Raw genomic sequence first — 23,295 nt, 5'->3', positions numbered from 1 at the left:
AGTTTCCTAAAGTAAAATATGAGAATTAATTCGACTTCGATCGCAGCGTTTGAACAGACTTCGGCGGCGCGAAACGCTTTCGGTTCGGCGCGCCGCGGCGCGTCCCGCGTAGTGCTCGCCGCCACGCTGGCTTGCGCCGCGCTGAGTTCGGTGATCGCCTCGCCGGCTCAGGCGGCGCCGATCGACTCGTTGATCAAGTCGGTCAAGTTCGACGACGTCGACGGCGTCAACAAGCTGCTTGCCAAGGGCATGGACCCGAACAGCGTCGACAACCAGGGCATTCCGCTGCTCGTGCTGGCCGCGCGTGAGAAATCGGACAAGGTCGGCGCCGCACTGATCGCCAATCCGAAGACCGACATCGAGATCCTCGACAAGGCCGGCGAAAACGCGATGATGATGGCGGCGCTCAACGGCGACATCGACTTCGTCAAGCTGCTGATCGCGAAGGACGCCGAGGTCAACAAGAAGGGCTGGGCGCCGCTGCACTATGCGGCGGCGAACGGCCACGACGACATCGTCAAGCTGCTGCTCGACCATTCGGCCTATGTCGACGCCGGTTCGCCGAACGGCACCACGCCGCTGATGATGGCCGCGCGCGGCGGCCATGTGTCGACCGTCAAGCTGCTGCTCGACAACGGTGCTGACCTGACTGTGAAGAACCAGATCGGCCTGACCGCGCTCGATTTCGCGAAGACCTATAAAGAACCGGACGTGGTCGAAGGACTGACCGCGCGCCTGCAACAAATGCAGAAGAAATAAAGCGCGCGGAAAAACCGGCGCACCGGAGCGCCGGCCGCCGGATCGCCGGACCGCGCAAATTAGCCTGAAGATAGCGGCCGTCGGCACGCCTGCCGCTTCGCAAAACAGTGCAGAATAACGACTTCGGCGCGCCCCATGGCGCGCCGTTTCGATGCGGCACGAGACCGCCTGATAAACGACCCTGGAAGGAACACCATGCTGCGGGCTTTGATTTTCGCCAGCGCGCTTGCCGTACCGCTATCGGCAGCAGCGTTTACGGGAGGCGACCTCAACAAGCTGTGCACGAAGACCGATGTGGCGTCGCGTAGCGCGTGTGCCGCGTATATCGAAGGCGCCGCGGACGGCATCTTCAACACGATCGACGCGATCGGCGGCACCACTGGGCCGCGCGTCGGCCAGTACTTCTGCTTGCCGCAAGACGCGCGCTCGGCGCAGCTCACCGACGCGGTGCGCAAGTACATCGCGGATAATCCGATCGTTGCGGGCTATAACGCCAGTACGGCGATCTCGTTGGGGCTCGGCAAGGCGTTTCCTTGCAAGAGCGGCAGTTGATCGATTTGAATCACGGTTGACGCTTACGTGCTCGCAGAGGGCACGTCCGGCGGTTCGGCCGGCTTGACCTGTACTGTTTCAACCCGGCTCGATGCCGGTTAAAAACCCCCGGCCGCGCGCTTTCAGGAGCAGCCCGGCACGGACACCTTTCCCAGTCCGGACGGACGAACGCCTTAAACTTGCACAGGCCCTCCGCGCGGGCGCGGCAGACGCATCAATGCATAGGCGCGCCGCTGTTGCGGGCGCGTCAGTGTCATCCGCCGGGCGGAGCCTCGACGCTCGCGCCCGCTCCAGGGGCTGCTTGCCGCCTGTTCGCTGCCTGCCTACCCGGTGGCTTGTCCCGCGCGGCGCGCATCGTGTAACAACGCTGACGCCGGTTCCGTTTCCACTCACCACGAGGAAAGCGCCCTTCATGCCCACTTTCGACGAATTGAGCCGTATCGCGGAAGCGCCGCTGCATACGTGGCTCGGCGCCTTGTTCGTCTCGGTGATCGCGGTGCTGCTGGCCAGCGGCGTCCATCGAATCGGCGCGCGCATCGTCAAGCGGATCGCGCGGCCGTATCCGCTCACCAGCGTCGTACTGCGCTATATCGACAAACCGTCGCTGTTCGTCCTCGTGATTCTCGTGCTGGAAGCCGTCTGCTGGGAGGCGCCCGACACGCTCATCTTCATCACGCCGCTGCGCGACGCCGCCGCGATGGCGCTGATCGGCGCGCTCACGTGGCTGTCGGTGCGCTCGGCGGCGGCGATCGGCGAGGCGATCATCCAGGCCCATCCGCTCGATACCGCCGATAACCTGCAGGCGCGCCGCATCCATACGCAGGCGCGGGTGCTGGCGCGCTCGGTGATGCTGGTGATCGTGATCGTCGGCGTGGGCGGCGCGCTGATGACGTTTCCGAATGTGCGGCAGATCGGCGCTAGTTTGCTGGCGTCCGCAGGTGTCGCCGGCCTGGTCGCCGGTATTGCCGCGCGGCCGGTGCTCGGCAATCTGATCGCGGGCTTGCAGATCGCGCTCTCGCAACCGATCCGGCTCGACGACGTCGTGGTGATCCAGGGCGAGTGGGGGCGTATCGAGGAAATTACCGGCACGTATGTGTCGGTGCGTTTGTGGGATCAGCGGCGGCTAATCGTGCCGCTGCAATGGTTCATCGAGAACCCGTTCTCGAACTGGACGCGCAGCAGTTCGCAGATCATCGGCACGGTGTTTCTGTACGTCGATTACCGGATGCCGCTCGCGCCGCTGCGCGAAGAGCTCGCACGCATCGTCGAGGGCGCGCCAGAGTGGGATCGCCGCGTGCAGGTGCTGCAAGTCACCGACGGCACGGAGCGCTCGATGCAACTGCGCGCGCTGGTCAGTTCGCTCGATTCCGGCCTGAACTGGGACTTGCGCTGCCGGGTCCGCGAGGGGCTGCTCGACTTCATCCAGAAGCACTATCCGCAGTACTTGCCGAGGGCGCGTGCCGACGTATCGGCCGAGCTGGAAACCGGCAAAGGCGAGCCGCTCGGCTGGATGCCGCGCGGCTCGCAGACGCCCGCCGGCAGTACCGTGGCGCATACGGAAGCCGATCCGGTAGCGAGTCGCGCCGGCCATTCGCGGACGGGCGGTCCGCAGTACCAGCCCAAGGAAAAGGCATAGCTGAAGATGGTCGCAGTGCAGCTGCGGGCCGGGGTGCCACTGCGGTGTCGGCGCATGTGCCAGCGCGTGTCTTAGCCCATGTGCTAGCGCGTGTGCCAAATGAGTGCAACCGATCGGGCACCCAGGTGGTCGAACAGTCCATCTGATCCACGAATCTGGCGCGGCTTCGCGTGCCTGGTCGGCTTTAGGTCAGCAAAGTGTTGCAGTGACTGAAGCTCCCGAAGCGAAGCACCCGAAGCGCGCATGCCGCGCCGCGCGAACCAAGGAGGATAACCTGCATGGGCCGACTGATCGTCGTGTCGAATCGCGTTGCAACGCCGACGGAAACCAAAGGATCGGCGGGCGGCCTTGCCGTCGGCGTGTTCGGCGCGCTGAAGGACGCGGGGGGCGTGTGGTTCGGCTGGAGCGGCGAGGTGGTGAGCGAAACCGTCGCCAATGCCGGTCCGAATTTGGAGCAGGACGGCGCGGTGACGTTCGCGACAGTCGGCCTCACGCGCAAGGACTACGACCAGTACTATCGCGGCTTTTCGAACGCGACGCTGTGGCCGGTGTTCCACTACCGCAACGATCTTGCGCGCTACGAGCGCGACGAGTATGCGGGCTACCGGCGCGTGAACGCGTGGCTCGCGCACAAGCTGATCAAGCTGCTCGAACCTGACGATGTGATCTGGGTCCACGACTACCATCTGATCCCGTTCGCCGAAGCGCTGCGCGCTGAAGGCATCACGAACCGGATCGGTTTCTTTCTGCACATTCCGTTTCCCTCGCCGCAGATTCTGCTCAACATTCCGCCACACGAAGAGCTGGTGAAGTCGCTGTCGTGCTACGACCTGCTGGGCTTCCAGACTTCGACCGATCAACTCGCTTTTCATGACTACGTGACGCGCCATGCGCGCGGCACCATGAGCGCGGACGGTCACGTCGAGGCATTCGGCCGCAAGCTGCGCACCGGCGTCTATCGGATCGGCGTGTTCCCGGACGAAATCGCCGAGCAGGCGAAACGCTATGAAAGCCGTCAGCACGTGCTCGACCTGAAACAGAGTCTGGAGGGGCGCAAGCTGATCATGAGCGTCGACCGGCTCGATTATTCGAAGGGGCTGGTCGAACGATTTCGCGCGTTCGAGCATCTGCTGGAACGCTCGCCCGAATGGCGCGGCAACGTCACGCTGGTGCAGATCGCGCCGCCGACCCGCTCGGACGTCGCCACTTATCAGAAGATCCGTCAGGATCTGGAATACGAAGCGGGGCGCATCAACGGTCGTTACTCGGGCCTCGACTACACGCCGATCCGCTATCTGAATCAGCAGTACGACCGCTGGAAGCTGATGTCGCTGTTTCGCGAGTCGCAGATCGGCTTTGTCACGCCGTTGCACGACGGGATGAATCTGGTCGCCAAGGAGTATGTCGCCGCGCAGAATCCGGACGATCCGGGCGTGTTAGTTTTGTCGATTTTCGCCGGCGCGGCGGCGGAGCTGACCGGCGCGCTGCTGGTCAATCCGCATGACGCGATCGGCATGTGCGAGGCCTTGCAGCGTGCCTTGCAGATGCCGCTCGATGCGCGCCAGCGGCGTCACGAGATCAACATGGCGGCGCTGCGCAAGAACGATCTCGGCGTATGGCGCGATACGTTCCTGAACGATTTGCGCAGCGTGCCGGTGCAACAACCGGGTAAGGGAGGCGGGCATAACTGATGGTGCGTATGAACGAAGTTGCGTTACTGGACGTGCCGCGGCGCGCGTCTGACCGATGGGCGGCGGCATGTTGACCACTTTAGCCATCGCGGGGTATCGGTCGCTGCGCGAGTTGATCGTGCCGCTCGGCCGCCTGAATGTGATCACGGGCGCGAATGGCAGCGGCAAATCGAGCGTGTATCGCGCGCTGCGGCTGCTGGCCGAGACTGCGCGCGGCGGCGTGATCACGTCGCTGGCGCGCGAGGGCGGCTTGCAATCGACTTTATGGGCCGGGCCCGAACGCTTCTCGCGCGCGATGCTGGCGGGTGAGTCTGCTGTCGAGGGCACGCGCCGCAAAGAGCCAGTGAGTCTGCGGCTCGGTTTTTCCGGCGATGAATTCGGTTATGCGATCGATCTGGGCTTGCCGCCACTCGATCAGGCCACACGGTTCCCGCTCGATCCAACGATCAAGCGCGAGTGCATCTGGAGCGGCCCCGTGTTGCGGCCGTCGGCGCTGCTGGTCGACCGGCGCGGTCCGGCGATTCATACGCGCGATGACGAACGCGACTGGCAGACTATTGCGCAACCCGTCGCGAGCTTCGACAGCATGATGACGGAGTTCTCCGACCCGCGCACCGCCCCGGAGATGATCACGGTGCGCGAGCAGATCCGCTCGTGGCGTTTCTACGACCATTTCCGCACGGATGCCGAAGCGGCGGTGCGCCTGCCGCAGATCGGCACGCACACCCCGGTGCTGTCCAACGACGGCGCGGACCTCGCCGCTGCGTTGCAAACCATTCGCGAGATCGGCGATCCGGCCGCGCTGGATGCCGCCATCGACGACGCTTTCCCTGGTTCGCGCCTCGACATCGCCACCCAGGACGGCCGCTTCGAAGTGACGATGCAGCAGCACGGCCTGCTGCGACCGCTGAAAGGCGCCGAGCTGTCGGACGGCACCTTGCGCTATCTGCTGCTGGTCGCGGCGCTGTTGACGCCGCGTCCGCCCACGCTGCTGGTGCTCAATGAACCGGAGACGAGTCTGCATCCGGATCTGCTGCCGGCGCTCGCGCGTCTGATCGCACGGGCTTCCGCACATTCGCAGGTGCTGGTGGTGTCGCACGCGGCGCGGTTGATCGCGGCGCTCGAGCGGGAGGACGAGAGTCAATCGATCGTGCTCGAAAAACACTTTGGCGCCACACGTATTGCGGATGTGGACGATCGCGACCTGCCGGCGTGGAAATGGCCGGTACGATAAAGGGCGCGGCGCCGGATGTAAGTTGAATGTAACAGCGCCGAGGAATTGAAAGGCCAAGGGCTTTTTGTTCCGTCCTGGTGAATAATGCTTTGATGCGGATGGTGCAGGCGGACGCGCGGCGTCCGTTGCATTGACAGGAGGTAGGCGCTGCCATACTCAGCGCCGCTAATGTGCCCGTCACGCGCACCGCTGCAGGCCAAAAAGCGGCCAAAGCCGCCAGTTCACGGAGACAAAAAATGAAGATTGCGCAGATCGCCCCATTGACCGAATCAGTGCCGCCGAAGCTATACGGCGGCACCGAGCGCGTCGTGTCGTACATCACCGAGGCGCTCGTCGATCTCGGCCATGACGTGACGCTGTTCGCGAGCGGCGACTCCGTCACCAGCGCGAAGCTCGAGCCGGTATGGCCGCGCGCGCTGCGTCTGGACCCGGGTATTCGCGACCGCATCGCGCCCCATATGCTGTTGATGGAACTGGTGCGCCGTCAGGCCGAAGATTTCGACGTGCTGCATTTCCACCTCGATTACTACTCGTTTTCGGTCTTCAAGCGCCAGGACACGCCGTTCGTCACGACGATGCACGGCCGCCTCGATTTGCCCGAGCAGCAGCCGGTGTTCGACACTTTCAACACCGCGCCGGTGATCTCGATTTCGAACGCGCAGCGTCATCCGTTGCCGCAGGCCAAGTGGCTTACCACCGTCTATCACGGCTTGCCGGAGCAGCTCTACACGCCGCAACCGGTCGAGCAGAAGTACCTCGCGTTTCTCGGCCGGATCTCGCCGGAAAAGCGTGTCGACACGGCGATCCGGATTGCCGGCCGCTGTGGGATGCAGATTCGCATCGCCGCGAAAGTCGATGCCGCCGACCGCGAGTACTTCGAACGCGACATCCGGCCTTTGCTGGATCTGCCGTACGTCGAGTTCATCGGCGAAATCGCGGATAACCAGAAGGCCGAATTCCTGTCCGGCGCGCAAGCGTTGCTATTCCCGATCGACTGGCCGGAGCCGTTCGGTCTGGTGATGATCGAGGCGATGGCGTGCGGCACGCCGGTGATCGCGTTCAATCGCGGCTCGGTGCCCGAAGTGCTGGACGACGGCGTGACGGGCTTCATCGTCGAAGACGAGATCGGCGCGGTGGCGGCGGTGAATCGCCTGCATAAGGTGCCGCGGGCGGGCGTTCGGCAACGCTTCGAGGAACGCTTCACGTCGCACCGGATGGCCCAGCAGTATGTGGATGCGTATCAATCGGTGATTCGTGCGCAGAAACGCTCGCGCTTCAAGGTGATCGATACGTCGGGGAGCTGAGTTGCGTTGAGGCGAGGCGGCAGCGTAAAAAAGAACGGCGGTGCAGTGCGCATCGCCGTTTTTTTATTGCCAATGTACGCATCAGGCCCGCAGCCCCGGTGCCTGCCTGATGGAACGTGGGTTGCGTCTGCCCCCGCCACCGCCGCGTGCAAAACCGGCGGATGGAACACAGACCCGCAGACGCTGCGGACCGGCAGCGCGCTTAAATCTTCAGGCGCGATACCTTGGTGCCCTGGAGCGACACATCGGCCATCAGGCCGGCATTGGTCAGCACGAACACTTCGACCGGCGCCGTCGCCGTGGTTGTGTCGATCGCGCCGTTCGCGCCCACCTTCACCAGCGCGACGGATGCGTCGGCGCCCACCGCCCAGCCGTCCGAATTGCGGAATTTGTCGAGCGAGTCCTGCGTCATGAACAGGAAGATGATGGCCTTCGACTGCGCACCGGCCTGCAAACCGAACGAACCGGAAACCGTGCTGTAGTAGCCGACCGTGCCGCCGCCCACGCGCAGCGCGCCTTCGCCATACTGGCCGCCGACGATGAAGCCCGCTTGCAGCACCGACGGGAACACGAGCACGCCGCGCGCTTTCGACACGAGTTCGCGCGAACCCGTCACTGTGGTAAACAGCCGCGACATGGTGCCGTCGACGCTGGCGTCGATCGACTTGCGTTTGGATGCATCAGTGGAGGGTGTGTCATGGCTGCTCCCGCTCGTCGTACAACCGGCGAGTGCAAGGCCTCCGAAAGCGAGCGCAGCGGTAGTTTTCAGCATGAAGTTTCGTCTTTGCATCGTTTTTCTCCATCATGGTTCCTGGGCGCAACCTCGTATGTGTTGCCGGGTTGCCTTTCGGTTATAGCACAGGCAAGCGTAAAGGGTGCGCGACGAGCGTGTCGCCAAAAGCCTTGTGCGGCGGGGCTTTGCGCCGAATTGCAAGGCTTTGTGCTGTAAATTTGACCGACCGTAAGCGAACGTTTAAATCCGCTTGGACAGCGCGTTCGAGTGGGGCCCTGCAGAAACATGCCGGGTATGAATTCGCACAACGAGACGGGCGCTCCGGCTGCGCGAAACGCCCGTTTTTACCGATTTTTGCGCTGTGCGATTTGCGCTGAAACTGAATTGAAAGTGTTGCCTGGATACCGCAACAGGCTGCTTTTTCAGCCAGCCTGTCAGCCATTGTTCGCCGGACTTTTCACCGATGGCCGCCGCAACGCCCGGCGGACGACACCGATCACGGCGCCGATCAGGAACAACGTGATGGCCGGCACGATCCAGTAGCCGACGAAGGCGTGCCAGAGGTAAGCGAAGAGGGTGGAGCGGCGCACGCTGTATTCGTTGCGGGCGTCCTGCTGGCGCGGCGCATTGGCGGCCAGCACGTCGGCCGGGCAGCCGGCTGCCTGCGCTTCGTCGGGCTTGCCGTGGCAGCGCGCGGGCGCGCCGGCGGCGCGTTGTGCGTCGGTGAAATTCCAGGTGGTCAGCGCGCGCTCGAGGTCGACGGCGTTATACGCCATTTCCTCCCTGATCTCGCTGACCGCGACGATCGCTACCGGCACTGCCCAGAATATGATGACGACCAGCCACCGCCTCAACCAGCGGTTTTTACGCTTCGATACCATCCTTGCCTCCGATCGATGCTCTGCGGCATCAACGACAAGATGGCGGCCCGTCTAATGTTGTGTGGGGGTGGGCCGTCTCCGCAGCCATCATAGAAGAAAAACGGTACGTTCGTGCGGATGGACAGCGAGAGGGGCGGGGCAGGAAGAAGGATGCGGGAAAAGGCAGGGGGCCGCGCCGAAAACGGAGCGGCCCTGTTCATGCGAGAAGTGGCGAAGCGCCTTCTCGCTTAATTAGCCGGCGCGGACGACAGGCACGACTTCATGAACGCCTTGCGGTCGTCGCCTTTCTTGCCGGTGGCTTGCGTGTTGCATGCCTTCATCTTGTCCTGCTGGCTCATCGGCGCGGCGGCGGCTGCCGGCTTTGCCGACAGGCAGGTCTTCATGAAGGCCTTGCGGTCGTCGCCTTTCTTGTCGCCGGCCTGCTTGTTACAGTCGGCCATTTTCGTTTGCTGGCTGTTCTGTGCGAACGCCGGCGAAACGAGAACCGCGCCCAACACCAGCGTAGCGATTGCGGATTGGATCTTCATGTGACACTCCCTTCGGTGATGAAAACGTTTTTGATTGTCATGAGCATGGGCGTCAACGGCATTCAGGGCCCATCGGCATGCACGTTATTGCAATTGCTGTCTGCCAGAACGGACAAACGCGCATTCCGGTTGACAAGCCGTGACGCTGGTTTTCCCTACCGGGCCTTCCCTGCCCGGCGGGCAGGGCTGCCCGCAGCGCGCGAACGGATGGATCGTCGCAGTGTCAAATTATGCTATGCATTCCAGAGTTAATTGACCGGGCGAATTCAAACGGATGACATCGTTGTCATTCACGATGAATGCGGAAAGATTTAGCAATGCAATCCGCATTTTGCGTGCGGACAATTGAATAAGAAATACGCGGAAAATCCCGCCGTCGATCACGGCGTAATATTGACTCGAATTCTGTGCGAGGAGGGGCTGTCGTCCCGTCTGTCACGCACGCCAAGGAGGCTTCGCCATGCACTACCTGTTGATGTACGACCTCGTATCCGACTACCTCGAACGTCGCGGCGCGTATCGCGATGAACATCTCAAGCATGCGTGGGCGGCGGTCGAACGCGGCGAATTGCAACTCGCCGGCGCGCTGACCGAACCGGTCGACACCGCCGTGCTGCTCTTCGAAGGCGACTCGCCCGCTGCCGCCAAAGCCTTTGCCGAAGCCGATCCGTATGTGCTTGCGGGGCTCGTGACGCGCTGGCGCGTGCGGCCATGGACGACCGTGGTGGGTACGCACGCGTCGCAACCGGTGCGCTAGAAGCCATGCAGCGAGCATCTTTCGCGCAACCTGAACCCTGATGCGAAAGCACGCGTGAGCGCAGCCGTTCGCTCGTCCCATCGCATCGCGCCGGTCACGTGGCGGTACCGTTGGCGCGATGCCCGGGTGAGCTGCATCATCCGCCGAAAATCGTTGCAGGCGCCTCAAATGAATCACCGCGCATTTCGCCGATTTCATAAAGCCTATTCGCGGCTGATTTTTTGCCGTTTCGCCGTCCAATAGCCGGTTTCGTCGCCAGAACCAACCGCCTTTCTGTTACGGCAATTCGAGAAATGACGCAGCAAAAAGGACAAGATTGTTTCCATCCGTAACACTTGTCTCGACGATATTCACGCAAACCCTGGTGGTGGTATGCTTCGTGCACAAATTCTCCCATGCACGAGTGAGACCACGTTTTGTGCTTCGCAATAGGGACAAACCGCACTACGCCAGTGCGGCGGTGACCGACAGACAGAACGTACAAAACAAATTTGTGCAACCGCGGGCTGCACACGGATCGTGAAAGTTGAATCCGTGGTGGTCCAAAGCCGCGGCCCGGCCAGGCTGCGTGGAGAACCCAATGTTTTTCGATGAGCTAAGCAATGAAGAATGGGCGCTGCTGGCAGCGCTTGTCTCCGATGAGCCGGCCGTCCGTCTGAACCGACGCGGCCGGCCGCGCGCCGAACCACGCATCGTGGCGAATGCCGTCCTGTGGATTCTGACAACTGGCGAACCCTGGTCGAAGCTGCCAGGCCGCTATCCGTCGGGTCCCACTTGCCGGCGCCGTTTTGAAGAATGGCAATTGAACGGCACACTTCTCGAGATGGTTCGGCTCCTGTCCCAAACCGGGCGCACCTTCGCGTACGTCCCGCAACCGGCGCCGCCCGTCGCGGCCAAACCTGCAGCACCGGTAGCAGAACCCCCCAGCGCGCGCGACGACAACGTGCGTGGCGTGTCCTGGAAGAGCCCCGAGTCGTGGCAGGCGCCTGGTATGTCGAGCAGCCTGAGCAACTGGCGTTCGGCCGACCCGATCGCCGACATCACGCGCCAGTTGTCCGGCGTGGGGTATGCGCCGCCCGCGCCGTCCGCCCCGGCGGCGCGTGCCGGGCTGTCCAGCATGGCTGAAGCGGACGCGGCGGAAGTGGCAATGGGCGATTTGACCTCTGCCGCTACAGCCGGGGGCCGCACGCATCGGTTCGAAGATCAGCGCAGTCCGCTGTCGATGAGCCTCGCGCCACGCGGCACGCAGGTCGCCGACCGGCGCGGCTATCTGATCTATGTGGTGGCGGAACGGGTGCCCAACGCCATGTATCGCGCATGGGCGGAGATCATGAAGGACGGCAAACGCGTCGAGCGTTCCGGTCTGGTCGGTCCGCGTTTTGCGGATGCGGATGCAGCGGAGCAATACGCGCTCGACTGGGCGCGGCAGTGGATCGACCGTGAATGCCGCACGCTGGCGGCTGCGGGTACTGCGCCGGCCGTCCATGCCGCAGCACCGGTTGCGCGTACGTTGCCGACAATGCGCCACGTGCCGGAGCCGGTCACGGTGAATCACGGCGGACCTTTGCACGGTCCTATCGGTGGGTTCCGCGGTCCGCTACGCCGTTATCCCGGCGAACCGGCTGCACCTGTTACACCAGCGACAGAAAGCAGTGCATCAGATCGTTTTCCGGCGTTCACAGAACTCATCTCCCACGCGGGATGAGCACCAGCAGCACCCCGCGGCCGGTAGGAGCAACCGCCGCAGGATCCCGCTTCATCCGTTGTGAATCACTGGTGTGGCTTCATTGACGTCCATAAGTGTCGTCAAAGCGCACGATGTCGTCTTCGCCGAGATACGAACCGGACTGCACCTCGATCATTTCGAGCGGCATCTTGCCCGGGTTCTCGAGACGGTGGGTGACGCCCAGCGGAATATAAGCAGACTCGTTTTCGGAGACGATAAAGCGCTCTTCACCCCGTGTGACGAGCGCAGTGCCGCGCACGACGATCCAATGTTCCGCGCGGTGATGATGCATTTGCAGCGAGAGCCGCGCACCCGGCTTCACGACGATGCGTTTGACCTGGAAGCGCTCGCCGGTGTCGACGGAGTCGTAGTTGCCCCACGGCCGGTGCACCTTGCGATGGTTGGCCGCTTCCAGGCCGCCATCGTTGCGAATCCGCCCGACGATCTTCTTGACGTCCTGCACGCGCGATTTGTCGGCAACCAGAATGGCGTCCGCCGTTTCGACCACCACCAGATCCTGGGTGCCCACGCAGGCAATCAGGCGTCCTTCCGAATGCGCGAAGGTCGAGCTCGAACCTTCGAACATCACGCGGCCGCGGCCGACGTTCTGATCGACGTCTTTGTCCGAGATATCCCAGATCGCGTCCCACGAACCCACGTCCGACCAGCCTGCCTGCAGCGGCACGACCACGCCGGAGGCGGCGGTCTGATCGTTGCCCAGTTGTTCCATCACGGCGTAATCGATCGAATTCGACGGCGAGGTGCTAAACGCGTCGCGTTGCAGACGGAAGAAGTCGCCGTCCGCTTTGCCGCCGGCAAACGCGGCTTCGCAGGCCTCGAAAATCGCCGGCTGGAAGTGGCGGATCGCCTTCAGCCAGGTCGACGCGCGCATGATGAAAATGCCGCTGTTCCACCAGTATTCCTGCGATTCGATGTAGCGCTGCGCCAGTTCCAGATGCGGCTTCTCGACGAAGCGGTCGAGCCGGTGAGCGCCGGGCCTGCCGGCGGTGTTCTCCGACGTTTCGTCAGGCATGCCTGGCTGTGTACCGAGCGCCGCGCCGATACGGATATAGCCGTAACCGGTTTCCGCGCGCGTCGGCACGATGCCCATCGTCACGATATGACCGGCCGCGGCATGCTGCACACCGGCGGCCACCGCCGCATGAAAACCGTCGATGTCGGTCACCGCATGATCGGCGGGCATCACGACCATGATGCCGTCCTCGTCCTGCGCGGCGACCGACAGCGCGGCCACCGTGAGCGCCGGCGCGGTGTCGCGGCCGGCGGGCTCGAGAATCAGCCGGCTCGGCTTGCCGCTCGTGCGCAACTGCTCGGCGGTCGTGAAGCGATGCTCTTCGTTGGCCACCACGACGAGTTGCTCGGATAGAAGATAACCGGCTTCGAGCCCATCGAGACGGCGCGTCGTGGATTGCAGCAGCGAATCTTCGCCCAGCAAACCAATCAGTTGTTTCGGGTATTGCTCGCGCGACATCGGCCACAGGCGTGTGCCGGAGCCGCCCGCAAGAATCACGGGATGGACCTTGAGCTTGACGTTCAGGAACATAGCTTGCGTGGACCGGGTGTCGGCGGGAGTGGCCGTAACCGGAGCTGTCATGATGGACTCCTCGAGGCTGGGTGAATGCATCGAGTTTTATCACGAAGTAAAGAATCAATAAAAGCGAGTTAAATAGAAACTATATAAATCGCCTAATAAAATTGGCCGTTCCGTGACGCAAAAATGTCCGTTTAATTTTTAAAAAAAGAAAAAATACACGAAAAAAATCATGGCCAATTTTTTTACGTGAGCGGATGCCGCAGAATAGAGCCGAAAGGCGGTGTGTAAGCTTCGTAGGCAAACATGAAAGAACGGCGAGCATGGCTTCCTGCAAGGCACTCAAACCGTTTTTCGAACGCCAAAACCGGTAACAATTGCCGAAGAAATTCCGAAAAAATATCGAAATTTTGACCGATACATTTTGAGATTTTTTGCTGTCTTGCAGTTCGAATTTTAATACCGCTTTATCTATACCTGTACAAGGGTATTCACTCACTCCGACACGCGTTTTCCGGCTCGGCCACCTGGTAGGCAACTTGGTTTTTTTAGAGCGGACAACGGCTGGGCAATAGCACAGGCCAATTAGTTTCGCGTCGCGCAATCAGTTGCACGGCGCGAATATCGGCGTTGTGTGTCCGGGCTGATGTGCATAACCGGGTACCGAGTTCAACCAACTGACGGATGGCACTTGACTGACGAACTGAGGTGCAGCGCATGCTGAGCGTTCTATCGAGAATCATCGACATTGCGATGGTCGCCTTTGGCGCCTGGATCGCGACGGCCGTGCACAGCGGGAAATTTGCGTGGCTGGACGACATGCAAAGCATTTCGCTCGCATTCGACTGCCTGCTGGTGGTGGTGTTTTTCCCCGCGCTCGGCATCTATCAGTCGTGGCGCGGCAAGCCGCTCTACGACCTGCTGTGCCGCGTGGCCGGCGGCTGGCTGATGGTGGAAGTCACCGGCATTCTGATCAGCTTCAGCCTGCATCGATCGGACATGCTGTCGCGCTTGTGGCTGGTGTACTGGGCGGTGGCCACCATCGTGCTTCTGATCGTCAACAAGATGATCGTCTATTCGATCCTGAAGGGACTGCGCCGCGAGGGTTTCAATCAGCGCGCGGTGGCGATCGTTGGCGGTGCGCCGTACGGCCGCTTTCTGATCGAGCAGATGCGCAGCCGTCCGGAAGCGGGCTTTAGCCCAGTCGTCGTGTTCGATGAAGACGGCACGATCAATCCCTACGAGGACCCGGACACCTCGGACGCGATCGACGGCGTGCCGGTCGAGCGCGACTACGCACGGATGCTTCAGCTGGTGCGTCAGCGGGCGATTCGCGAACTGTGGCTGGCGCTGCCGATCTCGAAGGAAAAGGCGATTCACCGCTTCGTGATGGATTTGCGCAACGACTTCGTGAACATCCGTTTCATTCCGGATGTGCGCAGCCTCACGCTCTTCAATCAGCCGATGGTCGATCTGCTCGGCGTGCCCGCGATCAACCTGGCCGCCTCGCCGATCACCGATCTGCGCGTGCTGCCCAAGCGCATCTTCGACCGCCTGTTCGCGCTTGCCGCGTTGACCGCGCTGGCGCCGGTGATGCTGGTGATCGCGGCGATGGTGAAGCTGAGCTCGCCGGGTCCGGTGTTCTTCCGCCAGAAACGCAAGGGCATCGACGGCAATCAGTTCGAGATCTACAAGTTCCGCTCGATGAAAGTGCACAAGGAGGAGTCCGGCAAGATCACCCAGGCCACGCGCCGCGACCCGCGCATCACCGCGGTCGGCGCGTTCCTGCGGCGCACCAGCCTCGACGAATTGCCGCAATTCATCAACGTGCTGCGCGGCGAGATGTCGGTGGTCGGCCCGCGTCCGCACGCGCTCGAACACGACGACATCTACAAGGATCTGGTGAAGGGCTACATGCACCGTTACCGGATCAAACCGGGCATCACCGGATGGGCGCAGATCAACGGCTATCGCGGCGAAACCGACCGCATCGAAAAGATGATGGGCCGCGTCAAGCTGGATCTGTACTACATGCAGCACTGGACCTTCTGGCTCGACATCAAGATCGTCGTGCTGACGCTGTGGAAGGGCTTTGTGGGCAGTAACGCTTATTGAGCGCATATCGAGTAGCAGGGGCGCAACGCAGCGCGTGCCTGCTCTCCCGAATCAACTCACAATCCGAGGTAATACATGAACCTGACGATCATCGGTAGTGGCTACGTAGGCCTCGTGACGGGCGCATGTCTGGCCGACATTGGCCACGACGTGTTCTGTCTCGACGTCGATCAGCGCAAGATCGACGTGCTCAACAACGGCGGCGTGCCGATCCATGAACCGGGTCTGCAGGAGATCATCGCGCGCAATCGCCGCGCAGGCCGCCTGAAGTTCTCGACCGACGTCGAAGCCGCGGTCGCGCACGGCGATATCCAGTTCATCGCCGTGGGCACGCCGTCCGACGAAGACGGTTCCGCCGACCTGCAATACGTGCTGGCCGCCGCGCGCAACATCGGCCGCCACATGACGGGCTTCAAGGTGATCGTCGACAAATCGACGGTGCCGGTCGGCACGGCATCGCGCGTGCGCGACGTGATCGCCGAGGAACTGGCCGCGCGCAACGCGCAGCATATGTTCTCGGTGGTGTCGAACCCGGAGTTCCTGAAAGAGGGCGCGGCCGTTGAGGACTTCACGCGGCCTGACCGCATCGTGCTCGGCTGCGATGAAGACGTGCCGGGTGAGAAAGCGCGCGAATTGATGAAGCGCCTGTACGCGCCGTTCAACCGCAACCGCGAACGCACGCTTTACATGGACGTGCGTTCGGCCGAATTCACCAAGTACGCGGCCAACGCGATGCTCGCCACGCGCATTTCGTACATGAACGAGCTCGCCAATCTCGCCGACCGCGTCGGCGCGGATATCGAAGCAGTGCGCCGCGGCATCGGCTCCGATCCGCGTATCGGCTACGACTTCCTGTACGCCGGTTGCGGCTACGGCGGCTCGTGCTTCCCGAAGGACGTGCAGGCGCTGATCCGCATCGCCGCCGACCACAAGGCGAACCTGCGCATTCTCGAAGCGGTGGAAGCCGTCAACGATACGCAGAAGAAGATCCTCGCGCACAAGATCGTTGCGCGTCTGGGTGAAGACCTGTCGGACCGCACCTTCGGCGTGTGGGGCCTCGCATTCAAGCCGAATACCGACGACATGCGCGAAGCGCCGAGCCGTCCGCTGATCGCGGAACTGCTGCGCCGTGGTGCGCGCGTGAAGGCCTACGACCCGGTCGCAATCGACGAATCGAAGCGCGTGTTCGCACTCGATCTGAAGGACGTGCCGCAGCAGCATGCGCGCCTGTCGTTCGTGAAGGAAGAAATGGAAGCGGCCGAGGGCGCCGACGCACTGGTGATCCTCACCGAATGGAAGGTCTTCAAGAGCCCGGACTTCGATTCGCTCAAGGAAATACTGGCGACGCCGCTGATTTTCGACGGCCGTAACCTGTACGAACCGGACGCGCTGCTCGAACTCGGCATCGAGTATCACGCGATCGGCCGTCAGCACGCGCTGCGCAATGCGCCGGCACGGGTCGGCGCGAACAGCCTGCCGGTGACCGCCGAGACGGCTGCGGCTACAGCTGCGGCTGGAGGCTAAGTCACCGCGCCGCTGAACCACCAAGCCACGTTAGGGAGCCCGCCTATGTTCGCCAACGTTCTGATCGTCTGTCACGCCAACGTGTGCCGTTCGCCTGCCGCCGAAATGCTGTTCAAGGCACGGCAGCGCGCGGCCTCGCGGACGTCCTCGGCGCCGATCGCGTTTCATTCGGCGGGTATCCGTGCCGTGGAGGGTCACGGCATGGATCCGGTGATGCGGCGTCTGCTCGACGAGCAGGGCGTCGCCTCCGGGATCCATTACTCGCGGCGTCTCGACCGCAAGCTGGTGCGCTCCGCCGATCTGGTGCTGGTCAGCGAGCGCGCGCAGGTGAGCGAAGTCGAAGCGCTCGATCCGGCGTCGCGCGGCAAGGTCTATCCGCTCGGCAAGTGGGAACACGATTCCGACGTCGCCGATCCGCACGGCGGCGCGGAAGACACTTATCGAGAGAGTCTCGTGCTCATCGAACACCTGGTCATGGGATGGCTGAAGAAAATATGCTGATGAAGAAACTCACTGCGAAGCTCAAAGCGAACTCACCGGCGAATCTCCGCACGAAATTCGCCGCCACTTTTTTGCTGACGTCCTTTCTGTCGGCTTGCGCTACAGCGCCGGGGAATTACCTCGACACCTCCCGTCTGAAAGACGACGGACAGCACCAGAACCAACCAGCGGAGACCTATCCGGTCCATCTGATCGATGCCAGCGTCGTGGCCGCGCAGTCGCAAGCTGCCGCCACGCCGCAGGCGTTGCCGACCTCGAGCGTGAGCGACCCGTCGCAGTACGTGTACCGGCTCTCGCCGCAGGACATTATCGGCATCACCGTGTGGGATCATCCTGAGTTGACTACGCCGCAGGGCAGCACGCTGTCGTCGGGCGGCAACACCACGCAGTCGTTCGGCGGCGCGTTGCAGCAGCCGTACACGGCCGCGTTGCCGGGCCAGGCCGATCCGTACGGCCAGACGGTTGCCGCCGACGGCACGATCTATTTCCCGTTTGTCGGGCGGATCCGGGCCGCGGGCAAGACGGTCGGCGAGGTGCGCGATCAATTGGCCGCCGGCCTCGTGCGCTATATCCGCAACCCGCAGGTCGACGTGCGCGTGCTGTCGTATCGCGGCCAGAAAATCCAGGTGACCGGCGAAGTGAAGACGCCTGGGCCGCTCGCTGTCAGCGACGTGCCGCTCACGCTGGTCGACGCGATCACCCGCTCGGGCGGCACGACCGGCGAAGCCGACATCCAGCGTGTGCGTCTGACGCGCAACAAGCAGCTCTACGTGCTCGACGCGAACCGCATGCTCGATAGCGGCGACACCACGCAGAACGTCATGCTGCAAGGCGGCGACGTGATCAACATACCGGATCGCAGCGCCAGCCGCGTGTTCGTGATGGGCGAGGTGAAGACGCCGATGCAGATGCCGATGCTCAAGGGGCGTCTGTCGATCGCCGATGCGCTGACGCAAGCGGGCGGCATCCTCGATACCGACGCCAATCCGCGCCAGATCTACGTGATGCGCGGCATGCGCGAGAAGCCGACCACGCCGGACGTCTACCGCCTCGACATGACGCAGCCGGACGCGATCATGCTGTCGACGCAGTTCCAGTTGCAGCCGATGGATGTCGTGTATGTCAGTACCGCCGCGTCGACCACGTTCAACCGTGTGTTGCAGCAGATCCTGCCGAGCGTACAGACGCTGTTCTACCTGAAGCAGCTGACGCGCTAATAGTCTGAGCCGTCGACAGGCCCGCGCCGCTCTCACAGGGCGCGGGACCGAAGCAAACGCCGAAGCAAACGCCGAAGCAACCGATACGGGATCGAATTGTGAGCAATCAAATCTCTCCACACATGGCCGCACCGGCCAGGACCGAAGAAGAGGACATCGTCCTCGGCCAACTGGTGCAGGTGATCCTCGACGACATCTGGTGGCTGATCGCCATCGCCGCGGCGATCTTCGGGATCGCCTGCGCGTACTGTTTCCTCGCCAAGCCGATTTATTCGGCCGACGCGCACGTACGGGTCGAGCAGTCCGACAACACGTCGCAGGCGCTCACGCAGACGCAAACCGGCGCGGCGATCACCACCGGCTCGACCTCGCTGCCGACCGACGCCGAAATCGAAATCATCAAGAGCCGCGGCGTGGTCGGCCCGGTGGTGCAGCAACTGAAGCTGAACTTCAGCGTCGCGCCGAAGACCATCCCGCTGCTCGGCAGCATCGCCGCGCGCATGGCGACGCCGGGCCAGCCGGCGCGGCCGTGGCTGGGTCTCTCGTCCTATGCATGGGGCGGTGAAGAAGTCGACGTCGACGCGATCGACGTGGTGCCCGCGCTCGAAGGCGAGAAGCTGACGCTGAAGGTGCTGGACGACCAGCACTACGAACTGTACGCAAAGAACGGCTCGCTGCTGGTGCGCGGCCAGGTCGGCCAGCAGGCGCAGGGCGGCGGCGTGACGATCGTCGTCAACAAGCTGGTGGCCCGTCCGGGTCAGGAATTCACGGTGGTGCGCGCCAACGACCTCGACGCGATCACCGCGTTCCAGTCGGCGATCACCGTGCAGGAACAGGGCAAGCAGACCGGCGTGATCCAGATCTCGCTGGAAGACAAGAGCCCGGAGCATGCCGCTGAAGTGGCCAATGCGCTCGCGCAGTCGTATGTGCGTCAGCACGTGTCGAACAAGCAGGTCGACGCGAGCAAGATGCTCGAGTTCCTGAAGAGCGAAGAGCCGCGTCTGAAGAGCGATCTCGAACGCGCCGAGGCCGCCTTGACCGCGTATCAGCGCCAGTCCGGCTCGATCAACGCGAGCGACGAAGCCAAGGTGTACCTGGAAGGCAGCGTGCAGTACGAGCAGCAGATCGCCGGTTTGCGTCTGCAAATGGCACAGCTGACCGAGCGTTACGGCGACGACCATCCGATGCTCAAGGCCGCGCGCCAGCAGATGGCCGAGCTGGAGGCGCAGCGCGCCAAATACGCCGACCGCTTCCGCGATCTGCCGGCTACCGAAGTGAAGGCCGTGCAGCTGCAACGCGATGCGAAGGTGGCCGAGGACATTTACGTGCTGCTGCTCAACCGTGTGCAGGAGTTGTCGGTGCAGAAGGCCGGCACCGGCGGCAACGTGCATATCGTCGACGCCGCGCTGCGCCCGGGCGTGCCGGTCAAGCCGAAGAAGGTGCTGATCCTGTCGGCGGCGGTGATTCTCGGGCTGATCGCCGGCACGGGTTTCGTGTTCCTGCGCCGCAATATGTTCAAGGGCATCGACGACCCCGAGCACATCGAACGCGCGTTCCATCTCCCGGTGTTCGGTCTCGTGCCGCTCAGCGCCGAACAGGCGTTGCTCGAAAGCCGCTTCGAACGCGGCGGCGAACGCCTGCGTTCGGTGCTGTCCGATGCGCGGCCCAAGGACTTCACGGTCGAGAGCCTGCGCAGTCTGCGCACCTCGATGCAGTTCACGATGATGGACGCGAAGAACCGCATCGTCATGCTGACCGGCCCGATGGCCGGCGTCGGCAAGAGCTTCCTGACGGTCAATCTGGCGGTGCTGCTCGCGCATTCCGGCAAGCGCGTGCTGATGATCGACGGCGATCTGCGCCGCGGCGCGCTCGAACGCTATCTGGGCGGCGCGCAGGAGAACGGCCTGTCGGAATTGCTGAGCGGACAGATCTCGCTCGAAGAGGCGATCCGCAGCTCGAACATCGAGAACCTGAGCTTCATTTCGTGCGGCCGCCGTCCGCCGAATCCGTCGGAGCTGCTGATGTCGCCGCGTCTGCCGCAATACCTCGACGGCCTCGCCAAACGCTACGACGTGATCCTGATCGACACGCCGCCGGTGCTGGCCGTGACCGATGCGTCGATCATGGGCGCGTACGCCGGTTCGACCTTCTTCGTGATGCGCTCGGGCGTGCACAACGAAGGCGAGATCGCCGACGCGCTGAAGCGCCTGCGGGCGGCCGGCGTGCACGTGCAGGGCGGCATCTTCAACGGTATGCCGGCACGCTCGCGCGGCGGCTACGACCGCGGCTATGCGGCGGTCCAGGAATACCTGAGTACCTGAAGAGGCGCCAGGGCGATCCCTTTGCGCCGCATTCAGTGCAACTGCTCAGCGCAACTACGAAAAAAGGACATCACGATGAAAGTGACGGTACTGGTTCCGACTTTCCGCCGCCCGGCTGATCTCGCGCGCTGCCTCGCGGCGCTGCAACAGCAGTCGCGCGCGCCGGACGAGGTCGTGGTGGTCGCGCGCGCCGACGACGAGGCGACCCACGCGTGCCTGCGCGATCCGGCGGTGCCGGGCAAGCTGCCGCTTTCAGTGGCGCTGGTCGACGTGCCCGGCCAGGTCGCGGCCTTGAATCGCGGGCTCGACGCGGCCAGCGGCGACGTGATCGCGATCACCGACGACGACGCCGCGCCGCACATCGACTGGGTCGAACGGATCGCGGCTGCGTTCGAGAGCGATGCGCGGCTGGGCGCGCTGGGCGGGCGCGACTGGGTGCACGAAAAAGGCCGCGTGCTGGACGGCGAGCGGCCGCTGGTCGGCAAGGTCACCGCGCACGGCAAGATCATCGGCAATCATCACCTCGGGGTAGGCGGCGCGCGTGAAGTCGACATCCTGAAGGGCGCCAATATGAGCTACCGCAGCGATGCGGTCCGCACGATCCGTTTCGACGCTCGCCTGCGCGGCGCGGGCGCGCAAGTCCACAACGACATGGCCTTCAGCCTGAGCGTGAAGAACGCCGGCTGGAAGCTGATGTACGACCCGCGCGTGGCGGTCGATCATTTCCCGGCCGAACGTTTCGACGACGACCGGCGCGACGCGCAGACCATGGCGGCCTTGCGCAATGCCGCCTTCAACTTTCATCTGATCCTGCGCGACCAACTGCCGCCGCTGCGCCGTGAAACCGCCTGGTGGTGGTGGACGCTGGTCGGCACGCGCGTCTATCCGGGGCTCACGCACGCCGCGCTCGCGCTGCTCTCGAAGCAGGCGGGCCTGAAGCTGTCGCGCTGGCGCGCGGTGCGTACCGGCGCGCATGAGGCGCGGCGCGCGCTGTCCTGATCGTCGTGATCTACCGCGTGACCCATCGCGCGACCTATACGTTCGTGCATCGGCGCCTGCCTTGCTTCATGGCCGCCGGTGCTCCTTTCCACCGGCAGAGCGGAGTGTCTGCATGAGTACGAAAGTTCACGTTCATCTGTTTTACGGCGCCGACCCGCGCTTTTATCGACCGGGCGACAACATCGGTTGTCTGTATGGCTATCACCACGCCGAATCCGACGCGTTCGCGCTGACCTATTCGCAGGACGCGCGTGAAAGCAAGCCGGTGCGGCTGCTTCGCCGCGCACTGAAGGCGGCGCTCGGTTTCGATTTCATCCATACGTGGCGCAACCGCGCCGAGATGCTGCGCTCCGACGTGATCTGGACGCATACCGAGCAGGAACACCTGTCGGCCGCGCTGATGCTGCTGCTGAGCGGCCGCAAGGCGGGCGCCGACGGCGGACCGTTGTTGCTCGCGCAGAGCGTGTGGCTGCTCGATAAATGGCCAGGCTACGGGATTCTGCGCAGCTGGCTGTATCGGAAGCTGCTTGCCCGTGCCGATCAGCTGACCACGCTCGCCAGCGAAAACGCCGAGCTGTGCCAGCGCTATCTCAACCGCGACGCAAAGCATGTCTACTACGGCCTGAATACCCAGGACTTCCCGGTGCAGGCGCCGACCGAATGGACGCCGCACACGCCGCTTCGCATCGCCGCGATCGGCAACGATCGCGACCGCGATTGGGAAACCCTCATCAAGGCGTTCGGCAACGACGCGCGCTACACCGTGAAGCTCGCGACACGTCGCCGGATTCCCGCGTCGCTGCGTGCGCCCAACGTGGAAATCGCATTGTTCTCGGGCATCAGGAAGCAGCGCGAACTGTACGACTGGGCCGATGTGATCGTCGTGCCGCTGCGGCCGAATTCGCATGCCTCCGGCATCACCGTGATGCTCGAAGCGGCGGCGGTCGGCAAGCCGATGGTGGTCACCAGGGTCGGCACGTTAGAGGATTATTTCCCTGCGGGCGAAGCGGCTTATGTGCCGCCGTTCGACCCGCAGGCGCTGCGCGAAGCGGTCGACCGGCTCGCCGCGTCGCCGGCGGATGCGTTGCATCAGGCGCAGGCGGCGGCGGCCGGTTTGCTGTCGCGTGACCTGACGACGCAGCACTACGCCATGCAGCACGTGCGCATCACCCAGGAGATGCTGCGCGCCCGAAGCGCGGCGCGGGCCCCGGCGGTGGGGCAAGGGCAGCGTCCCAGCCCGCGCGAATCACGCGGAGGCCTCTAAAC

20 protein-coding genes are annotated in these 23,295 nt (G+C 63.4%); 15 read left to right on the top strand and 5 right to left on the bottom strand.

Features of this window, described 5'->3' with window-relative positions; translation table 11 throughout:
- Positions 1–18: 18 nt before the first annotated feature.
- The 6 genes from WN982_RS11770 to WN982_RS11745 all read left to right on the top strand — a co-directional run bounded on the left by WN982_RS11770 (position 19) and on the right by WN982_RS11745 (position 7,176).
- Positions 19–759 (top strand): ankyrin repeat domain-containing protein, encoded by a 741-nt coding sequence (locus WN982_RS11770; RefSeq protein WP_341312188.1) that lies wholly within the window; start codon positions 19–21, stop codon positions 757–759.
- Between the two features lie 195 nt (positions 760–954).
- Positions 955–1,311, top strand: coding sequence for a Rap1a/Tai family immunity protein (locus WN982_RS11765; protein ID WP_115099948.1), 357 nt, complete (start codon positions 955–957; stop codon positions 1,309–1,311).
- A gap of 412 nt (positions 1,312–1,723) precedes the next feature.
- Complete coding sequence (locus WN982_RS11760; RefSeq protein WP_341312187.1) at positions 1,724–2,947, top strand: mechanosensitive ion channel domain-containing protein; 1,224 nt, start codon at positions 1,724–1,726, stop codon at positions 2,945–2,947.
- Positions 2,948–3,225: 278 nt separating this feature from the next.
- A complete protein-coding gene (gene otsA / locus WN982_RS11755; protein ID WP_341312186.1) occupies positions 3,226–4,638 on the top strand; it encodes an alpha,alpha-trehalose-phosphate synthase (UDP-forming) in 1,413 nt (470 codons plus the stop codon).
- A gap of 67 nt (positions 4,639–4,705) precedes the next feature.
- A complete protein-coding gene (locus WN982_RS11750; RefSeq protein WP_341312185.1) occupies positions 4,706–5,872 on the top strand; it encodes an AAA family ATPase in 1,167 nt (388 codons plus the stop codon).
- A 236-nt stretch (positions 5,873–6,108) separates the two neighbouring features.
- Positions 6,109–7,176 carry a glycosyltransferase family 4 protein gene (locus WN982_RS11745; protein WP_341312184.1) on the top strand — a complete coding sequence of 356 codons (1,068 nt, stop codon included), beginning with the start codon at positions 6,109–6,111 and terminating at the stop codon, positions 7,174–7,176.
- 202 nt (positions 7,177–7,378) lie between these two features.
- On the opposite strand, the gene WN982_RS11740 is transcribed toward WN982_RS11745, so the two are convergent.
- From WN982_RS11740 to WN982_RS11730, 3 genes are all read right to left on the bottom strand, one after another.
- Positions 7,379–7,966, bottom strand: a complete 588-nt coding sequence (locus WN982_RS11740; protein WP_341312183.1) for a YSC84-related protein — start codon at positions 7,964–7,966, stop codon at positions 7,379–7,381.
- 377 nt (positions 7,967–8,343) lie between these two features.
- Positions 8,344–8,790, bottom strand: coding sequence for a hypothetical protein (locus WN982_RS11735; protein WP_341312182.1), 447 nt, complete (start codon positions 8,788–8,790; stop codon positions 8,344–8,346).
- 227 nt (positions 8,791–9,017) lie between these two features.
- A complete protein-coding gene (locus WN982_RS11730; RefSeq protein ID WP_341312181.1) occupies positions 9,018–9,317 on the bottom strand; it encodes a PsiF family protein in 300 nt (99 codons plus the stop codon).
- Between the two features lie 460 nt (positions 9,318–9,777).
- Here WN982_RS11730 and WN982_RS11725 point away from each other — a divergent pair, with 460 nt between their 5' ends.
- Positions 9,778–10,074, top strand: a complete 297-nt coding sequence (locus tag WN982_RS11725) for a YciI-like protein (RefSeq protein WP_341312180.1) — start codon at positions 9,778–9,780, stop codon at positions 10,072–10,074.
- A 580-nt stretch (positions 10,075–10,654) separates the two neighbouring features.
- Positions 10,655–11,779 carry a transposase gene (locus WN982_RS11720; RefSeq protein ID WP_341312179.1) on the top strand — a complete coding sequence of 375 codons (1,125 nt, stop codon included), beginning with the start codon at positions 10,655–10,657 and terminating at the stop codon, positions 11,777–11,779.
- Between the two features lie 79 nt (positions 11,780–11,858).
- On the opposite strand, the gene WN982_RS11715 is transcribed toward WN982_RS11720, so the two are convergent.
- Positions 11,859–13,415 carry a mannose-1-phosphate guanylyltransferase/mannose-6-phosphate isomerase gene (locus WN982_RS11715; protein ID WP_341312178.1) on the bottom strand — a complete coding sequence of 519 codons (1,557 nt, stop codon included), beginning with the start codon at positions 13,413–13,415 and terminating at the stop codon, positions 11,859–11,861.
- A gap of 79 nt (positions 13,416–13,494) precedes the next feature.
- Complete coding sequence (locus tag WN982_RS11710) at positions 13,495–13,851, bottom strand: hypothetical protein (protein ID WP_341312177.1); 357 nt, start codon at positions 13,849–13,851, stop codon at positions 13,495–13,497.
- Positions 13,852–14,069: 218 nt separating this feature from the next.
- On the opposite strand from WN982_RS11710, the gene WN982_RS11705 reads away from it, so the two are divergent.
- From WN982_RS11705 to WN982_RS11675, 7 genes are all read left to right on the top strand, one after another.
- A complete protein-coding gene (locus WN982_RS11705) occupies positions 14,070–15,467 on the top strand; it encodes an undecaprenyl-phosphate glucose phosphotransferase (protein WP_341312176.1) in 1,398 nt (465 codons plus the stop codon).
- A 75-nt stretch (positions 15,468–15,542) separates the two neighbouring features.
- The gene (locus tag WN982_RS11700; protein WP_341312175.1) at positions 15,543–16,991 is read left to right on the top strand and encodes a UDP-glucose/GDP-mannose dehydrogenase family protein; all 1,449 of its coding nucleotides are present in this window, start codon (positions 15,543–15,545) and stop codon (positions 16,989–16,991) included.
- A gap of 45 nt (positions 16,992–17,036) precedes the next feature.
- Positions 17,037–17,492, top strand: a complete 456-nt coding sequence (locus WN982_RS11695; protein ID WP_341312174.1) for a low molecular weight phosphotyrosine protein phosphatase — start codon at positions 17,037–17,039, stop codon at positions 17,490–17,492.
- A complete protein-coding gene (locus WN982_RS11690) occupies positions 17,492–18,709 on the top strand; it encodes a polysaccharide biosynthesis/export family protein (RefSeq protein WP_341312173.1) in 1,218 nt (405 codons plus the stop codon). The genes WN982_RS11695 and WN982_RS11690 overlap by 1 nt, the downstream gene beginning before the upstream one ends.
- A gap of 122 nt (positions 18,710–18,831) precedes the next feature.
- Entirely contained in the window at positions 18,832–21,030 is a 2,199-nt protein-coding gene (locus WN982_RS11685) for a polysaccharide biosynthesis tyrosine autokinase (protein ID WP_341315777.1), read from the top strand.
- A 75-nt stretch (positions 21,031–21,105) separates the two neighbouring features.
- Positions 21,106–22,029 (top strand): glycosyltransferase, encoded by a 924-nt coding sequence (locus WN982_RS11680; protein WP_341312172.1) that lies wholly within the window; start codon positions 21,106–21,108, stop codon positions 22,027–22,029.
- A gap of 112 nt (positions 22,030–22,141) precedes the next feature.
- A complete protein-coding gene (locus WN982_RS11675) occupies positions 22,142–23,293 on the top strand; it encodes a glycosyltransferase family 4 protein (RefSeq protein ID WP_341312171.1) in 1,152 nt (383 codons plus the stop codon).
- Positions 23,294–23,295 lie beyond the last annotated feature (2 nt).

Source organism: Paraburkholderia sp. IMGN_8 (assembly GCF_038050405.1).
GTDB lineage: Bacteria > Pseudomonadota > Gammaproteobacteria > Burkholderiales > Burkholderiaceae > Paraburkholderia.
Note: the sequence above shows the minus strand (reverse complement) of the source record. Positions and strands in the feature narration are given on the sequence as shown.

Bases quoted from the DNA above. Each gene is read 5' to 3' on its own strand.
- WN982_RS11770 (WP_341312188.1), top strand. From the start codon at position 19: ATGAGAATTAATTCGACTTCGATCGCAGCGTTTGAACAGACTTCGGCG.
- WN982_RS11765 (WP_115099948.1), top strand. From the start codon at position 955: ATGCTGCGGGCTTTGATTTTCGCCAGCGCGCTTGCCGTACCGCTATCG.
- WN982_RS11760 (WP_341312187.1), top strand. From the start codon at position 1,724: ATGCCCACTTTCGACGAATTGAGCCGTATCGCGGAAGCGCCGCTGCAT.
- otsA (WP_341312186.1), top strand. From the start codon at position 3,226: ATGGGCCGACTGATCGTCGTGTCGAATCGCGTTGCAACGCCGACGGAA.
- WN982_RS11750 (WP_341312185.1), top strand. From the start codon at position 4,706: ATGTTGACCACTTTAGCCATCGCGGGGTATCGGTCGCTGCGCGAGTTG.
- WN982_RS11745 (WP_341312184.1), top strand. From the start codon at position 6,109: ATGAAGATTGCGCAGATCGCCCCATTGACCGAATCAGTGCCGCCGAAG.
- WN982_RS11740 (WP_341312183.1), bottom strand. From the start codon at position 7,966: ATGCAAAGACGAAACTTCATGCTGAAAACTACCGCTGCGCTCGCTTTC.
- WN982_RS11735 (WP_341312182.1), bottom strand. From the start codon at position 8,790: ATGGTATCGAAGCGTAAAAACCGCTGGTTGAGGCGGTGGCTGGTCGTC.
- WN982_RS11730 (WP_341312181.1), bottom strand. From the start codon at position 9,317: ATGAAGATCCAATCCGCAATCGCTACGCTGGTGTTGGGCGCGGTTCTC.
- WN982_RS11725 (WP_341312180.1), top strand. From the start codon at position 9,778: ATGCACTACCTGTTGATGTACGACCTCGTATCCGACTACCTCGAACGT.
- WN982_RS11720 (WP_341312179.1), top strand. From the start codon at position 10,655: ATGTTTTTCGATGAGCTAAGCAATGAAGAATGGGCGCTGCTGGCAGCG.
- WN982_RS11715 (WP_341312178.1), bottom strand. From the start codon at position 13,415: ATGACAGCTCCGGTTACGGCCACTCCCGCCGACACCCGGTCCACGCAA.
- WN982_RS11705 (WP_341312176.1), top strand. From the start codon at position 14,070: ATGCTGAGCGTTCTATCGAGAATCATCGACATTGCGATGGTCGCCTTT.
- WN982_RS11700 (WP_341312175.1), top strand. From the start codon at position 15,543: ATGAACCTGACGATCATCGGTAGTGGCTACGTAGGCCTCGTGACGGGC.
- WN982_RS11695 (WP_341312174.1), top strand. From the start codon at position 17,037: ATGTTCGCCAACGTTCTGATCGTCTGTCACGCCAACGTGTGCCGTTCG.
- WN982_RS11690 (WP_341312173.1), top strand. From the start codon at position 17,492: ATGAAGAAACTCACTGCGAAGCTCAAAGCGAACTCACCGGCGAATCTC.
- WN982_RS11685 (WP_341315777.1), top strand. From the start codon at position 18,832: ATGGCCGCACCGGCCAGGACCGAAGAAGAGGACATCGTCCTCGGCCAA.
- WN982_RS11680 (WP_341312172.1), top strand. From the start codon at position 21,106: ATGAAAGTGACGGTACTGGTTCCGACTTTCCGCCGCCCGGCTGATCTC.
- WN982_RS11675 (WP_341312171.1), top strand. From the start codon at position 22,142: ATGAGTACGAAAGTTCACGTTCATCTGTTTTACGGCGCCGACCCGCGC.